Raw genomic sequence first — 16,186 nt, 5'->3', positions numbered from 1 at the left:
TCACCGCCCCGCCGCCTGGTACAGGCTCTGCAGCCTGAGCTGCGCCGTTGACAGGGACTGACCTCCCTCGACTTCAATGATGTCGAGCCATTGCCGGGTGCGCTGGTAGAGAAAGTCACGCTCGGATGGTGCGACCGGCGCCGCTGGCATCCGCTGCCGGATCTCGTTGCGAATCTCACGCAGTTGCTGAAGGGCCGCGCCCCGGTCAATGCCTGGCAGCGGCTCGCTGTAAAGATGGAAGCAACAGCGGCGCCAAAGTCGTTCCAGCCGCTGTTCCGGTGTGTTCAGAGACTCCACGCAACCCAACAATTCCTGCGGCTCGTACAGTGGCTGCAGCGGCAGGCTGGTCCGCTGCACCAGGTAGCCCAGGACCGACTTGGGCGAGATTTCGAGGTAATGCGTCACGCCCTGCCCCGCTAGATACTGCATGCTGCGCAGCCATTGCACCGGCGAAATCAAATGCTGGAGAATAGAGGTCTTCAATTCGGCCGCCGGCAACTTAACGGCGCTCACGTTACAGACGAGGCGGGAAAGTAGCCGGCTATCGTCGGGCTGGGGCAGGAAGTGCAATGCCTCCACAAGCTGTGCCTGGGCCGTCGCCATCAAGGGCGAATGGAAGGGACCGCCGATCTTCAGAGGATAAACCAGTCCGCCCAGGGCTTCGATGCGGGGGGCGAAACGGCGGATCTCGGACATTTCGCCCGATACCGTGACCTGATCGAAGGCGTCGATGGCGGACACATATACCTTCACTCCTTCGTCTTGCCGGGTCTGCTCTACCTGCCGTGCCACGAGTTCTGCAGGTACATGCAATACCCAGCACATTTCGCCTTGTTCGTAAGTACGGGCACAGGCTTCGACTGCCTCCGAACGCAGGTTGACCACCTTGGTGGTTGTCGCCAGATCCAGATAACCGGCGGCGCACAGCGCCGGAAACTGGCCAAGACTGTGCCCCATCACGAAGTCGGGCACTAGTCCACAGTAATCGCGCAGTATCCGAGCAATAGCCACCGTGGTCGCCGTCAAGGCCAGCTGGGCAATGCGCACCTGATTCAGGGCGTGGCGGCCCGCGCCGTAGATGACGTCATCCAGATCGACTCCGGACAGATCCGACACCTCTTCCAGGCAGGCCCGGTATTCGGGGTAAGTCCGGAACGCGGCAAACATGTCCGGCTGCTGGGCTCCCACGCCGGGAAACAGGAAAGCGGTTTTCGCAGAATCGATGTAGGCGCTCATACTGTAGCTCCATTGAGGATGAGATCCAGCTCAAACTGCGAGAGCTGACAAAGTGGGAAATCCGAAGGCAGCAGCGCCTGGCGTGCGAGCGGGTCGTCCATGCCTTGGCGCACGGCGTTACCTAGAGACAGCAGCCTGACGTCCAGCCGGGACAGGTAGCGGCGAACCATATCGTCCCTGGCGCCTGCCACCGTTAGCAGCACGGTGACCCGCTCTTTGCCTTCCCAATGGCTATCGCCCACTTGCAGATCGAAGCTGGCGACGCCGGTTTCGGCTGGATGGCGATAACCGCCAGACAGGGCCGGATCCAGGCTGAAGTGGTGCCAGGCGGTCCGGCCGCCAAGGCCGAGTCCGATGTCATTGATGCAAAGCAGCGGCGCCACCCCGCCGTTCTCCAGGCCCAGGCGGCTGCCCCAGTCATGCCTTGTGGCGTTGCGAGCGGTCTTTAGCAGACGCAAAAAATCCACTCCGGCCCCGGGAACCACGGGCACCAGCTCGAAGCCGGTAAACCAGCCGACGGCCTGATCCAACATGCCTCGCCAGCCGGCCGGCACCCCGGCTTCAGCAAACGGACGACCGGGGTTTTCAAACAATACGAGCGGCTGCGGCGGCAACATTCCGTCCTCGCGCGCCAGGTCCAGCATGGCAGCTGCGATCAACTCGGCACGGTCAGCCTTGAGGCGTTGCGTCAGCCATTGCAGGTCCGCCGCGCTCGCCGTCAGGGCCAGGCTGGCCGTCGCCCCGGTGGGCAGCGGCTCGGCCGCGGCTGGCGGCACGGATGCCGGCACCACCCCAAGCTCATGCAGCCATTTCCCCCATAGAAAAACGCCGTGCTCGGCACGGGCCGCCGCCAGCGGCGTCTGGCCAAGCGCCTGGTCCAGTTCATCGAGCAGGTAGATCCAGGAATGCACATCGCATAACAGGTGATGGCAGACCCAGAGCAGATGGCGGCTATCGGCGCCGGCCACGGTCACGATCTCGTGAACGCTGGGCCGCTCGCCCAGGCTGACTTCGGCCTGCAGGTTTTGCAACCGGCTTTCGAGCCGCCCGTCTTGCGGCAGCGCGTGCACACGCAAGGCTTGCGCGGTCGCGGGCGCCAAGCGCCAGGCGCCGCTGACAGGATCGACTCGCAGCGAGAATACGCCATGCCTGGCCTTGACGGCTTCGACGGCGGCGTGGATGCGCTCGGCCGACAGGGATGCCGGCAAGGTCAGTACGATACCTTGCTGCAACCGGTCGCCGTGTTCGAATCTTTGCTGATGGAACCAGCGCGCGGCCGGCAGATGGCTGATCCAGCCGGCGTCGACGGCCTGCTCTGCTGCCTCGCTCGCGCCAGTCGTGGTCTGGGCGGCGGCGCACGCCGCTTCCAGCACGGCGCCCAACGCACGGCTGGTGAGCAGTTCGGCCGCGCCAATCCTGACACCGTGCCGGGCCAGCAATCCGGCCAAGCGGATTGCCTTGATCGAATCGCCTCCCTGCTCCAGAAAAGAGCCATGCCAGTTCACCACCTGGGGCCAGATCGGCCGCAGAAAGGCCTCATCGAGCCATTCGGGCATCTGGTAGGTCCGGTGGCGGGTCGAGACCGAACCTGCGCCGCTGCCGAGTGCGTCGGTAGCTGCCACCTGCGATGCCACGGCGGCGGCCAGCGCCGCCGAATCGACCTTGCCGTTGGCGTTGACGGGCCAAGGCTTCACTGGGCAATAGCGGCTCGGCCGCCAAGCCTCGGGCAACTCGGCACTCAAGTGGGCCTGGAAGTGAGGGTGGTGCTCCGGTAACGGCTCACTGCTGCACAGGACAATGGCATCCTCGCCTGCCACCGTCAGTTTCAGCGCCTTCAATTCCCAGCGCTGGGACACGCCGCCGCAGCGAGCCAGCGCGCCTTCGACCGCCTTCTCGATTTCGGCTGGATGAATCCGGTGGCCTCGCAGCTTGAATTCGTCGTCAACGCGGCCAAGACAGTGGAACTGGCCCTGTTCGTCCTGCACGCCCAAGTCGCCGGTGCGATACCAGCGCCCGCGCCCATCAGGTCCCGCCACGAATTTGGCCGCTGTCTGGGTCGCATTGCCGACATAACCGTCCGCCAGCACCGGGCCGCCAATCCATATCTCTCCCTTGAACCCCAAGGGGACCAGTTCTCCCCAACTATCACGGATCGACATGCAGGCGGCGCCCAGCGCCTCGCCGATCGGCGTAATCGTTCCGGCTGGCGTACGGTCTTCGTTCGGCCGGTTGACGGTATAGATGCAACACCCGACCGTGGTTTCGGTCGGTCCGTATTCATTGATCACCCGGCTACCCGGCGGGAAGAAGGACAGCGCTTTGTTCACCAGCGCGGCAGAGAGGTTTTCCCCACCGACCACGAAGGTCAGCGGGTTGCGCCTGGGCTGGCCATGCTCGGTCAGCAGCGACAGATGCGAGGGCGTGCACTTGACCGCCGTCAGCGCTTCATCGGTTAGCAGCGCCCGCAGCATTCCGGGCTCGTCTCGGAGGTCCTGATCCCAAGCCTGGATGAAGCCACCCGACAACACTGGCACGAGAATGCTGGTCTGGGTCAGGTCGAAGCCGAAGGATGTGAACAGGGGCGTGCTGAAAGGGCCGTCCCCGGAATAGGCAGCCGTTGCCGCCAGCGCGTAGTGGGCGAGCGCGACCGGTGAAATCGCTACGCCCTTGGGTTCCCCGGTCGAGCCGGATGTGTAAAGAATATAGGCCGGCCGTCCCGTGTCCGCCACTGCGGGCGCGGGAGCTGCCTGGCGCTGGAACATCGCTCGATCGAGCGCTACTTGCAGAAGTGGCAGTCCGAACGACTCGGCTAGTTGCCGGTCAGTGGAGGAGAAAATGCACAACCCGGCGCCGGAATTGCGAACGATTGTCTGCAGCCTGGCGGCGGGCGTGGTCGGACACACCGGCACGACGGTCACGTTGTCGATCAAGCAGGCCAGATAGGCCAGCGTGGTTTCGGGCAATCGCCGGCCCAGAATCAGGACCGGCGCATTGGGGCCGGCCTGTCTACTGTAGCGCCGCAGTTGCTCGCCAAAATGGCGAATCCAGTTCCAGCCCTCGCGATAGGTCACACTACTGGCCGATTGAGCGTGCTTGAACATGCAGTGATCGGCATAGCGTTCGAAGGCGGCTTGCAGATGGACGCCAATCGGTTCAACCAAGCTGGCGGCCTGCGCCTCTGCCATACCGTTCGGCTCTTCCAGTATCTCGGCCGCCACCGCCATGGCATGATTGACTACCGCTGCAAGAAAGGCTTCGCACTGTGCAGCCGACCACTGCTGCCGAAAATCGGCTTCGAGACGGAAACGCCCGCCATCGAAGCGGTCGTGGATGTGGATAGTGGCGAACAAAGCCTCGACAGCCTGCAGATGGTCGATATCCACCTCGGCGCCAGAAACGGTTTCCCGAAAAACGCCGGTCTGGTAGGACACCCCGAATGCGGGCACCGCCTTTCTCCAGGCTGGCGAAGCGAATTCGCTCCAGCGGGCGCCGGGCGCAAAGCGCGAATGCACAACAGCCTTTTGCAATGCTTGCTTGAGTGTTCGATAACACTCTGTCGCCGACTCGCCGGCAGCGCGCGACACGGGCACCAGCACGGGGGCGACCCCCATCGCCACGGCCTGCTTCTCGTCGTCGCTCCACCGGTTGAGCATGGGCGCTTGCAGCAGGGCGCCATCGCTGTCTTCCACCACCATCTGGGCGTACGCGACCGCGGCAAAGAAGAGCCGGAATACCGAGCCGCCAACCTGTTTAAAGCGGTGCAAGGTATCGTTTTGGACATCGCTCAACGCGAACCGGATGCGCATCGAGCGGGCCGATCGCGCACGGTAGTCGCCAATAGGGGCCCTGGCGCGCAGCGATGGCCCGGCGGCCTGCGCCACGTCGCCGAACAACTGGCGCCAGTATTGGGCGTCACGCCGGAAACGATCCGAGCCTTCGTAGTCGCGCTCGCCACAAGCAAGAAGGGTGAATGCTGGCGAGGCCGCACAACGGCCCGATTCCAGCGCGCTGGACAGATGCTCCATCACCAACGCCAGCGCTGCGCCATCTGCCGCCGCGTGATGGGCCTTCACAAACCAGCCGGCCTGTTCGCCGTTGAAACGCACGACAAAGATGCGTATCGGGGCCAGTTCCAGATCTTCTTCCAGCAACAGCTGGCGCTCGGCCCAGCCAGAAAACGCCTGCTCCGGATCGGCGTGACAGCTGAAGTCCACCTGTTCAATCTGGCTGTGCGGCCGGTCTTGACGGATGCCATGCCATGCGCCTACGGCGTCGACGATAAAGCCGATGCGGAAAACATCGTGACTGTCGCGCACGAGCGCAACTGCCTGCGCAAGCTGCTCCAGCGTTACTGCGCCACGCAGGCGGGCAACGCCACCAAGATAGAAGTGATGACCCGACAGCTGGAACGCTTCCATCGTGAAGACGGCCTGCTGGGACCGCGACAGCTCAAACCTCTGCTTATCCATCGGTCACGCCACCATCTCGGAAAAGAACTGCGCCCGCATGGTCGCGGCGATGGTCTTGCGGTCGAGCTTGCCTGAGCTGCTTCTTGGTAGCTGCCCGGTTTGCCAGTAGCGCGCCGGCAGCATATAGACCGGCATTTGGGCTGCCAGGTACTGCCGCAGCGCCTGCGGATCGAGTGGCGCGCTACCCACGATGGCCGCAACCAGCCACTGCTCGGCCGCGTCGTCCTCGACCACACAGGCTACCGCTTCGGTAACGGCCGGGTGGCTAAGTAGATGATGCTCGATCTCGCCCAGCTCAATGCGCAGCCCGCGCAGCTTCACTTGCGTATCCTTGCGGCCTTGGCAGAAGAACCCGCGCCCCTCCTGGTACCAGCCCAGATCACCCGTCAAATAGATGCGCTCGCCAAGTTGGGGATGAACGATGAATGCCTCGCCAGTGAGGTCGGGCCGGTTGTAGTAGCCTTCGGCTAGACAGATCCCGCCGATGGCGATCTCGCCGATCGCGCCCTCGTCTTTCAGCGTGCGGGTCTCGGGATCGACGATATACAGATCGCAACCGGTCAGCGGTTGACCGATAGGAATAGCTGCTGGCGCTGGCTCGAGGCAGTCGTAGTAGCTGACGTCGATGGCCGCTTCAGTCGGGCCGTATAGATTCGTCAGTAGGCACCGCATGCCGAATTGCTGCTGGAACTGCTGCACCAGGCTGGCCGACAGGGACTCGCCGCTGACATAAACCTTGCGCAAGGCTGCCAGGGAGGATGACGGGATACTGTGCAGTTCCTGCAATACCGGTTTGAGCAGGCTGGGCACGAAGTGAACTAGGGTGATTCCTTCACTCTCCAGTGCAGCCGCAACGGCTTTCGGAAAGGACTCAAACCGCGGCTGCAGGAGGTAGTGGCTACCGCCGTTGAGCGTCGGCAGAAAAAGCTCCCACAGCGACACATCGAATGTCAGCGCCGTTCTCTGCAAGATGATGTCAACCGCGGTCATTGCACTATGGGCCTGGTGCCAGGCTAGCCGGTTGATGAAGGCGCCGTGGTTGACCAACACACCCTTAGGAGCTCCCGTGCTGCCAGAAGTAAAAATCAGATAGGCTGGATCGGCTGCTACAACCGGGGGCAGCGACTCAGCCGTGGCGCCATCGGAATGCAAACGCTCGATCTCGTGGAGCTGTTCCTGCAAAATCAATTCAAGGCCCATCCCCGCCTTCAGTAGCGTGCCTGTCTGTGCTTCGCTACAGAAAGCAAGACGGCAGCGTGCCGTTGTCAGCATTGAAGCCAGGCGAGCCACCGGCGTTTTCGCATCGACCGGAAAATAGACACCTCCAGCCAGCAACACGGCATAAGCGGCAACGAGGAACTCCGGGCTGCGCTCCATGCAAATAGCGACACATTCTCCAGGGCTGATATCACGCTCATGCACCAGGTACTGGGCAAGATGTCGGGCTTTGGTATATAGCGCCTGCCACGACAGGATATTCCCCTTGCCCCAACGTATCGCGGGATTTGGGTTGTCTTTAGCCGTGCGTTCGAAATATTCGGTAATGATGGGTGAGCTGATTCTCATGACGTTACAGTCCTCTTCGTTCAAGCTTTATTGTTCCCCGCAGTGGCGCCGCATTTGGCATAGCGAGAAAACGGCAGGCAAGCCTCCGCCCTGGCACGACATCGCGCCAAGTCGACGCCCCTCGAAAGGACCGTGTCCTACCGGCGATTACCTACGTACGCAGCAGTCTGGGAGCGTATTGAGCGTCTCAGGCGTAGCCACGTCCGGCATGGCGATGACATCCACGCCCAGCACTAACAGCGCGACCGGGCGGGAGGTGCGCCCCAAGATGTGGGCAATGATTGGAAAAAACACTTTTGAAATGATGATTCCGGTGCTGCATTAGTAGCGCTCACATACGGCTCGACCGATCAGCATTTTCTGCAGTTCGTTGCTGCCTTCTACCACTTGCAGAATCTTTGCATCCCGATACAACCGGCTGACACCATTCGCCTCGTCGCAGCCATGTCCGCCGTGGATCTGCACGGCCTTTGCTGCCGCATCCCCAGCATGCTGGGAAGCAAACAACTTAGCCTGGAGGATCTGTTCTAGAGCATCTTCTTCCTTGCTTTCCTTAGCCATAGTTGCTGACAGACAAACCAGCTGCGATGCCAGCAAATTCCCGGACATCTCGGCAAGATAGGCACGAACTATTCCCTGATCTGCCAGCAAGGTGCCAAAAGTCGAACGGGAATTTGCTCTGCGGGCTGATGCTGCAAGGGCCGCCTGCTGGATGCCGAGCGCAGCCCAGGCTACGCTAATGCGACCATAGTCCAGTGCGCCGGTCGACACCAGGCTTTGTCCAAATCCGGGCTTAGCGACGATGTTCGCCTTGGGGATACGACAATCGGCAAAGTCGAGCACCCCAAGGTAGGCGCTCTTAAAGCCAAGCATATTCTTCTTGGGCGTGATGGTGAAACCCGGTATATCCCTTGGGATCAGCACGGCGGTATCCAGACCGTGCAACTTGCCGAACACCAAAAACAAGTCAGCAATCTGCGCGAAAGTGATCCATGTTTTTTGCCCCGTGACACTTAGTTCATCGCCATGTTCTTCAAACCTGGTCGACAGGTTCTTCGAGTCTCCTCCAGCAGACACTTCGGTCTGCGCAAAGGCACCGATGATGTCTCCACATACCAGTGGAGCCAGAAAACGCTGCTTCTGATCGGGAGTGCCCCAGTCCTCAATGGTTTTCAACACCATTGAATGAACATTGAGCAGGCCGGTCAATGATCCACTGCCGGCGCCGATCGCCAAATTCAAAAGGCCGAAGGTCGTGGCATCAAAACCTAGGCCGCCACTGTCTTGGTTTGCCAGCCCACCTAGCCAGCCACTATGGGCCAGCTTGCGTACAATCGGAAGCGGCGTGGCCTCCTGCAGGTCCCATTCATCGGCATATGGAGTGACCTCGGTGGTGGCAAATTGCTCAAACGCCTGGAAGCGCTCGTTTTGTAAGGGGGACAGAAAACGATTAAGCACTTACAGCGACCTTCCTATCCAGAAAGTCACATACGGCCTGAATGCTATTGAAGTTGGCCCGATCCAGATCGTCGAGCCCGACCTTGATCTTGAAGTTCTTCTCAAGAAAGGCGATCAGCTGGATAGTCGCCAGAGAATTGACCAGACCGGCCTCAAAAATATCAACTGTCTCATTCAGATTTTGCTGGCCAGCAGCCTTGCATAGATATTCAGACACCAATGTCTTACGAGCAAACACGTCCATAGTTGCTTAATACTTTCTATTGTGGTCTTTAAAGTGATCTGTTGGATAGCGCAAGGTTGGATCGAACTGTCCTTGTGCAGAACGGACTCCAAGCACACGCCACCATCTTAGGCATGCCCAATTTCACGAAGGGATTCGAAATTGCGCAGCGCATATACTCCGCTAGCCTGCACCGAGAATAGCCACTCCAGCCGCTTGAGCGATCACTGGCTTGTCACGGCGCCGCCAACGACGTAGCATCCCGCTGTAGGGTGCGGCATATCCGACAACTTTCGTAATCTCTATGTATTCGATCATAATTCGCCGGTGCAAAAGCCTGAGGAAAGCATAGGACTCTCGCAAGCCTGTACTTAATTTAGAACCAAGATTGAATTTTAAGCTAGTATATCATAATGCAAACGTGGCAGCAAGTTTCCTCAATCCTCAATCGAGGAAAATTTGTGAAAAATGCGAAGTAAAAGTGTGAACAAATTTTGCTTGCAAAGGTGGCATCACAAAATTTGGTGTAAGCACAATCGGTTGCGAAAGCTTCAAAGAATGAATGGAAATTCTTTGGCATATCCTTCCGTTGCCTCTTTAGCTATGCGTCGTAGGACCTTGGATGGGTGAATCGCCATGGCTCTGGTAGAAGTCCTTCACCGCGGCCGACGCGAAGATGTCCTTGAACATCAAGGAAACGTCGACGGTGGCGGCATCGAGCGCCCGCACCGATCGATCTCCCTCCCAGAACGAGAATAGCCGCCCTCCCCGGGCCTTGATATCGTCAGCATGTACTTTGATATATTCACCAAGGAGCTTCCCGATTGTCGACGACAGTGGCACTTCGCGGCCATCGCCGTTCTTGCTGCGGTCGAGGTGGATCGTTTTTTTGGCAAGACCGACTTGTTCGAGCTCCAGCGTATAACACTCGCGCATCCGCATCGCTGTTTCGAGCGCGAGCACGAAGAACGCGCGCGCCTCCGGCATCGCCACCAGACAGGCGAGAATGCGCTCCTCTTCATCTTCATCCAGACGCCGGTCGCGTTCGACGTCGGTCTTCGCTTTGCCCCCATTGGCCACGGCAAGCTTTTCGTCTTCCTTGGTATATGTCGCGAAGCCATGCTTCAGGAGCCGTAGGAGGGGTGGCCGGGAGGATCTGTGGATGTCGCCGGCATACCCAGTCGAGGCACCTGGCAAGCGCGCCGTGGCGGTGCCCGATCGTGCTCGGAGACAGGTTGTCGACTTGCTTCATGCCGCGGACCCACGCATCAGCCCAGTCGTAGTACAAGTCGTTGGTGTTGATATCGGCGACGCGGCTCCTGACGGTCTCGAGAAGCTTCTCGTCTGAGACCGGGACCGACTCGCTACGCAGGTACTCGGCGATGCATCGCTGAACAGTCCAAGGCGTGCGCGCGACGCCTTTATCTTGCGCCAGCGTGGCGGGCACGATCCCTTGCGCGAGAAGCGACGTCAAATGGTCGCTGAACGCAACAGCCTGCTCCCTTGTATCGAAGGTCGCATAGAACGGTTTGGGAAGGAGTTTGTTGACGACACGGATCTGGAACGCCCCACTCCCCAGGACTTTGATCGTAGCCATGCACGCATTTGGGCGCATGGTCGGTCAGGGTGTCAAGGGAATGCAGGCCGTTTGCAGGCCGTTTTGAAGTGTGGTCGACCTCTTTTTTCAAGAGGTCGACGCTTGCTCGAACTAGCGAAACATCCACTAAGTCCTTGATTTTCTGGAGGCGAGGACGGGAATCGAACCCGTCTAAACGGCTTTGCAGGCCGCTGCATAACCTCTTTGCTACCTCGCCAGAGACTTGCTGCGCAACCCCCGGGAGGGTTACAAAAAAAGGAAGCGATGCTTCCCTTTCGAATTCTGGAGCGGGAGAAGAGTCTCGAACTCTCGACCTCAACCTTGGCAAGGTTGCGCTCTACCAACTGAGCTACTCCCGCATTGGAGCTTTCATCTTACTATTTACTACAACCGGATCCACAACAACTGGAGCGGGAGAAGAGTCTCGAACTCTCGACCTCAACCTTGGCAAGGTTGCGCTCTACCAACTGAGCTACTCCCGCATTGGAGTCCTGCATTCTACTACTTACCGCCACTTAAAGCCAGATCCAGAAACTGGAGCGGGAGAAGAGTCTCGAACTCTCGACCTCAACCTTGGCAAGGTTGCGCTCTACCAACTGAGCTACTCCCGCATTTTTTCAAGACCATGATTATCGCAGAAACCAAGCAACATTTCAAGGATAACCTGACGACGTTTTCTCCAAGTATCTGGAGCGGGAGAAGAGTCTCGAACTCTCGACCTCAACCTTGGCAAGGTTGCGCTCTACCAACTGAGCTACTCCCGCTTGGTTACAACATCGTTACAACATCGTCACAACAGGGCGGCATTATAGATGATCTGGACAGCCTGTCAAGGTTCGACAGGCCATTACTTCCATCAATCCATCATGCCGCCCTTTTCCTTGATCAGGGGCCAGGCCAGGCGCATGTAGTAGAACATCGACCAGACGGTCAGCACGGCGGCCAGGTACATCAGGTATTCGCCCAGGCGCTGGGTGTCGACGACGCGGAACAGCATGTCGTGCCACAGCAGCAGCGGAATGGCGGTCATCTGCGCGGCGGTCTTGATCTTGCCGATCGAGCTGACCGCCACCGAACGCGATGCGCCGATCTGCGCCATCCATTCGCGCAGCGCGGAAATGGCGATCTCGCGGCCGATGATGATGAAGGCGATGAAGTGTTCGACCCGGTCCAGGTGCACCAGCACCAGCAGCGCGCCGGCCACCATCAATTTGTCGGCCACCGGATCGAGAAAGGCGCCGAAGGCGGAGGTCTGGTTCCAGCGCCGCGCCAGGAAGCCGTCGAACCAGTCGGTGATGGCGGCGATGACGAACACCAGGGTGGCCGCCGTGTCCTGGTCGGAGCGCGGCAGCCAGTGGGCGGGCAGGTAGTACACGCCCACAACGAGGGGAATCAGGGCTACACGTAACCAGGTCAGGAGAATCGGGATATTAAAGGGCATAGAGGCGGGCGCACTGGTTAAGCGTTGATAGATGCTTGCGCCGCTAGTCTACCTTGCTAATGATCTTTTAACCAGTTTGGACCGTGCGCGGGGCATGCCGCACACACGGTCGCATCATGCCGGTCAATGCAGCTGCTTGTAAATCTCTTCGGCCAGCTGGGTCGAAATACCTTCCACCGACATCAGGTCTTCGACGCTGGCGTCGACCACGCCACGCAGGCCGCCGAAGCGCGCCAGCAGCTTCTGGCGGCGCTTGGCGCCGATGCCCTCGATCTCTTCCAGGCGCGAGGTCTGGCGCGTCTTGGCGCGCTTGGCGCGCATGCCGGTGATCGCAAAGCGGTGCGCTTCGTCGCGGATCAGGGCGACCAGCATCAGCGCCGCCGATTCCTTGCCCAGCTCCTGCGCGGCGCGCCCGTCGACGAACATCAGCGTCTCCAGGCCGACCCGGCGCCCCTCCCCTTTGGCCACGCCGACGATCAGCGAGATATCCAGACCCAGTTCGGCGAACACCTGGCGCGCCATTTCGATCTGGCCCTTGCCGCCGTCGATCAGCACCACGTCGGGCATGACACCGTCGCCATTGGCGACCTTTTCGTAACGGCGCATCAGCACCTGGCGCATGGCCGCGTAATCGTCGCCCGGCGTGATGCCGTTGATGTTGTAGCGCCGGTATTCGCCGTTCTGCATGGCGTGGTGATGGAATACCACGCACGAGGCCTGGGTCGCCTCGCCCTGCGTGTGGCTGATGTCGAAGCACTCGATGCGCAGGGCATCGAGGTCGGTCGCATCGAGTGCCAGCGCTTCGGCCAGCGCGCGCGTGCGCGATTGCTGCGAACCCTGTTCGGACAGCAGGCGCGCCAGCGAAATCTCGGCGCCCTTGTGCGCCATTTCCAGCCACTGGCGGCGCTGCCCCTGCGGCTGGAAAATCAGGTTGATGCGGTGTCCGCACTGCTCGGTGAGCGCCACCATCAACGCCGGCTGGTCGAATTCGATATTCAGGATCAGCACCCCGGGGATGAATTTTTCGCTGTAGTGCTGCGCCAGAAAGGCCGCCAGCACTTCGACTTCGATCGAGCCTTCGGCAATCGCTGCGGCGTCGCTGACCTGGGTCGGAAAGTAGGCACGGTCACCCAGGTGGCGCCCGCCGCGCACCATCGCCAGGTTGACGCAGGCGCGCCCGCCCTGCACCACCACGGCGATGATGTCGACGTCGGCGTCGCCGCCGGTTTCCATGCTTTGCTGGTGCAGCACGCGCGCCAGCGACTGGATCTGGTTGCGCACCGCGGCGGCCTGCTCGAATTTGAGTTCGCCCGCGAACGCGTGCATCTTCGCTTCCAGGTCGGCCATCACCTCGCTCTGGCGCCCGCGCAGGAACCTGGCGGCGTTGTCGACGTCAATCTTGTAGTCGTCGCGCGTGATCAGGTCCACGCAGGGACCGCTGCAGCGGCCGATCTGGTGCAGCAGGCAGGGGCGCGTGCGGTTCGAGAACACGCTGTCCTCGCAGGTGCGCAGCATGAACACCTTCTGCAGGATCTGCATCGATTCCTTGACCGCCCACGCGCTCGGGAACGGCCCGAAATACTGGTTCTTCTTGTCGACCGCGCCGCGGTAGTAAGCCATGCGCGGCACGTCCTGCCCGGTGATCTTCAGATAGGGATACGACTTATCGTCGCGGAACAGGATGTTAAAACGCGGCTTGAGCGTCTTGATCAGGTTATTTTCGAGGATCAGCGCTTCGGCCTCGCTGTGCGTGACGGTGGTCTCGAGGCGCGCGATGCGCTCGACCATCATGGCGATGCGCGGGCTGGCCAGGTTCTTCTGGAAGTAGCTCGACACGCGCTTCTTGAGGTCGCGCGCCTTGCCCACGTACAGGACCGCATCGGCTTCGTCGAAATAGCGGTACACGCCCGGCAGGTTGGGCAGCTTGGCAACGGTGGCGAGCACCTGTTCGCGCGCGGCGGCGGCGCCGGGATCGGCCGGGCCGCGATCGGCCGGGCCACGATCGGCCGGGCCACGATCGGCCGGGCCACGCTCGGCCGCGGGCGTGATGGCAGGTTGTGCGTCGGGGTTGGCGTTGGAAATTACATCGGTCATTGCAGCATCAATCCGGGTCAATTAAATCAGGCTTGCCGGGTGACGATCACGAAGGCGACGCCGTACTCGGCTTCATCGCTCACCGTCACCTGGGCACTGAGCCCATTTTGCCGCATAAAGGCGTCAAGCGCGCCACTGCACACCATGACGGGCTGGCCGGCCGGCGTGTTGAGCATCTGCGCGCTGCGCCATGCCATCGGCAGGCACAGGCCCAGGCCGATCGCTTTCGAGAACGCTTCCTTGGCCGCGAAACGCGTGGCCAGGTAGCGCATGCCGCGCACCGCGTTCTGCTCGCGGCGCTGGCGGAACACCGCCAGTTCGTCGTCACCCAAAATCTTCGTTGCGAAGCGCTCGCTGCGCGCCAGCGCCGCCTCGATGCGCGCGATCTGCACGATGTCGGTGCCGATCCCGTAGATCATCGGCGCGGCGCCGGTTAAGCCGACACGCGCGCGGCCAGGCGCGCGGCGACCATGATGGCCTTCATCTCGCGCACCGCGTTTTCAAATCCGGCAAACAGCGCATGGGCGACGATTGCGTGGCCGATATTGAGTTCGCCGATATCGGCGATGGCCGCGATGGCCTGCACGTTCTGGTAGTGCAGGCCGTGGCCGGCGTTGACCTTCAGGCCGCGCGAGACGCCAAAGCGGGCCCCGAGCCGGATGCGCTCCAGTTCATGCGCCAGTTCGCCCTCGCCGGCTTCGGCATAGCGCCCGGTGTGCAGTTCAATCACCGGCACGTTCAAGTCGGCGGCCGCGCCGATCTGCGCTTCGTCGGCGTCGATGAACAGGCTCACGCGAATGCCCTCCCCTTGCAGCTGTTTGACGGCCGCTTCGACTTCCTTGTAGTAGCGGATCACATCGAGGCCGCCTTCGGTGGTCACTTCTTCGCGCCGCTCGGGCACCAGGCATACGTCCTGGGGCCGCACGGAACAAGCGAAGTCGATCATCTCGCGCGTGACGGCCGCTTCCAGGTTCATGCGCGTCATCAGCTGCGGGCGCAGGGCGATCACGTCGGCGTCCTTGATGTGGCGCCGGTCTTCGCGCAGGTGCAGGGTGATCACGTCGGCGCCGGCCTGCTCGGCCAGCATGGCCGCGCGCAGCGGGTCCGGATACACGGTGCCGCGCGCATTGCGCAGGGTCGCCACATGGTCGATATTCACGCCCAGGTCGATGACCGGGCCATTCGGTTGGAGGAAGCTCATGATGGTTGCTCGGGTGCGTGGATAATTTATAACTGCATCAGGTCGATCAGGATCTGGCGCGTGTTCAGGGGCGATCCGCCCAGCTGGTGGGCCAGCAGGAAGCGCATCAGCACTTTGCTCTGCGCCTGGGTCACCGGGTCGCTGTAGTCTTCGCGTTCCATGTCGAGCAGGGTCTTGCCGCTCACCGCCGGCCAGCTGTCGGCGTCGCGTGCCGGGCGCGCGCCGCGCTCGGGGTCGACCACGTACTGGCCATCCGGCTCGACCGCCGTGCGGGCGCTGGTGCAGCGCGTCAGGTCGGCGGCCACGCCTGTCTCTTTAAGTAAGGCCCGTTCGAATTTTCGCAAGACGATCGGCGCCGGTTCGTTGTGGGCCAGCTGGTTCAGGGTCGAGACGTAGTGGTCGAACAGGGCCGGGTGCGGGTCGTCGCGCGCGATCAGCTTGACCAGCAGTTCGTTGAGGTAGAAGCCGCACAGCAGCGCGGTCTTCTCCAGGGGGAGCATGCCGCCCACCCACTCGGCGTCGATCAGGGTGCGCAGTTCGGACTTGCCGCTCCACGCGGCCTGCAGTGGCTGGAAGGTCTGCAGCACGCCGCGCAGCTTCGACAGCGGCCGCTTGGCGCCCTTGGCGACCAGTCCCACGCGGCCGAAGTCGCGCGTGAACATGTCGACGATCAGGCTCGTTTCCTTGTACGGATAACTGTGCAGCACGAACGATGGCTGCTCGCTGACTCGCTCGCCGCGCTGGGGGACGCGCCGCTTCGCTGGCGCCGGGGCGGACGCCAGGGAGGGCGCCAAGGCGGCCTCCAAGGAGGGTGCCGACTGTGCCTGCGCCGCGGCAGGCGCGCTGGCCGCTACGGCGACGGTCAGGTCGGCGTCGTTGGTGGGCATGCGGGTGGCGGCGC

At 61.5% G+C, this 16,186-nt stretch carries 11 protein-coding genes and 5 tRNA genes; all 16 read right to left on the bottom strand.

The window, feature by feature from the left end:
- Positions 1–1,236 carry an ACP S-malonyltransferase gene (locus CR152_RS18940; RefSeq protein WP_099877095.1) on the bottom strand — a complete coding sequence of 412 codons (1,236 nt, stop codon included), beginning with the start codon at positions 1,234–1,236 and terminating at the stop codon, positions 1–3.
- Positions 1,233–5,705 (bottom strand): AMP-binding protein, encoded by a 4,473-nt coding sequence (locus tag CR152_RS18935; RefSeq protein WP_099877092.1) that lies wholly within the window; start codon positions 5,703–5,705, stop codon positions 1,233–1,235. The genes CR152_RS18940 and CR152_RS18935 overlap by 4 nt, the downstream gene beginning before the upstream one ends.
- A gap of 3 nt (positions 5,706–5,708) precedes the next feature.
- The gene (locus tag CR152_RS18930) at positions 5,709–7,295 is read right to left on the bottom strand and encodes an amino acid adenylation domain-containing protein (protein ID WP_208640144.1); all 1,587 of its coding nucleotides are present in this window, start codon (positions 7,293–7,295) and stop codon (positions 5,709–5,711) included.
- 297 nt (positions 7,296–7,592) lie between these two features.
- Entirely contained in the window at positions 7,593–8,729 is a 1,137-nt protein-coding gene (locus tag CR152_RS18925) for an acyl-CoA dehydrogenase family protein (RefSeq protein ID WP_099877086.1), read from the bottom strand.
- Entirely contained in the window at positions 8,722–8,967 is a 246-nt protein-coding gene (locus CR152_RS18920; protein WP_208640143.1) for a phosphopantetheine-binding protein, read from the bottom strand. The genes CR152_RS18925 and CR152_RS18920 overlap by 8 nt, the downstream gene beginning before the upstream one ends.
- Before the next feature lie 582 nt (positions 8,968–9,549).
- Positions 9,550–10,032, bottom strand: a complete 483-nt coding sequence (locus CR152_RS18915) for a tyrosine-type recombinase/integrase (RefSeq protein WP_157778588.1) — start codon at positions 10,030–10,032, stop codon at positions 9,550–9,552.
- Positions 10,033–10,692: 660 nt separating this feature from the next.
- Positions 10,693–10,766: transfer RNA gene (locus CR152_RS18910), tRNA-Cys, on the bottom strand.
- 66 nt (positions 10,767–10,832) lie between these two features.
- Positions 10,833–10,908: transfer RNA gene (locus CR152_RS18905), tRNA-Gly, on the bottom strand.
- A gap of 47 nt (positions 10,909–10,955) precedes the next feature.
- Positions 10,956–11,031: transfer RNA gene (locus CR152_RS18900), tRNA-Gly, on the bottom strand.
- 53 nt (positions 11,032–11,084) lie between these two features.
- Positions 11,085–11,160, bottom strand: a tRNA-Gly gene (locus CR152_RS18895).
- Between the two features lie 77 nt (positions 11,161–11,237).
- Positions 11,238–11,313: transfer RNA gene (locus tag CR152_RS18890), tRNA-Gly, on the bottom strand.
- Between the two features lie 92 nt (positions 11,314–11,405).
- Positions 11,406–11,990 carry a CDP-diacylglycerol--glycerol-3-phosphate 3-phosphatidyltransferase gene (pgsA, locus tag CR152_RS18885; protein WP_099877078.1) on the bottom strand — a complete coding sequence of 195 codons (585 nt, stop codon included), beginning with the start codon at positions 11,988–11,990 and terminating at the stop codon, positions 11,406–11,408.
- 123 nt (positions 11,991–12,113) lie between these two features.
- Positions 12,114–14,084, bottom strand: a complete 1,971-nt coding sequence (gene uvrC, locus CR152_RS18880; protein WP_167399918.1) for an excinuclease ABC subunit UvrC — start codon at positions 14,082–14,084, stop codon at positions 12,114–12,116.
- Between the two features lie 26 nt (positions 14,085–14,110).
- Positions 14,111–14,503, bottom strand: a complete 393-nt coding sequence (gene acpS / locus CR152_RS18875; protein ID WP_099877075.1) for a holo-ACP synthase — start codon at positions 14,501–14,503, stop codon at positions 14,111–14,113.
- A gap of 14 nt (positions 14,504–14,517) precedes the next feature.
- Complete coding sequence (pdxJ, locus tag CR152_RS18870) at positions 14,518–15,285, bottom strand: pyridoxine 5'-phosphate synthase (RefSeq protein ID WP_099877072.1); 768 nt, start codon at positions 15,283–15,285, stop codon at positions 14,518–14,520.
- 26 nt (positions 15,286–15,311) lie between these two features.
- Positions 15,312–16,172: a DNA repair protein RecO gene (gene recO / locus CR152_RS18865; protein ID WP_099877069.1), complete on the bottom strand. Its 861-nt coding sequence runs from the start codon at positions 16,170–16,172 to the stop codon at positions 15,312–15,314.
- Positions 16,173–16,186: the final 14 nt, after the last annotated feature.

It is taken from the genome of Massilia violaceinigra, assembly GCF_002752675.1.
Classification (GTDB): Bacteria; Pseudomonadota; Gammaproteobacteria; order Burkholderiales; family Burkholderiaceae_D; genus Telluria_A; species Telluria_A violaceinigra.
This window is presented reverse-complemented; position numbering and strand designations above follow the sequence as displayed.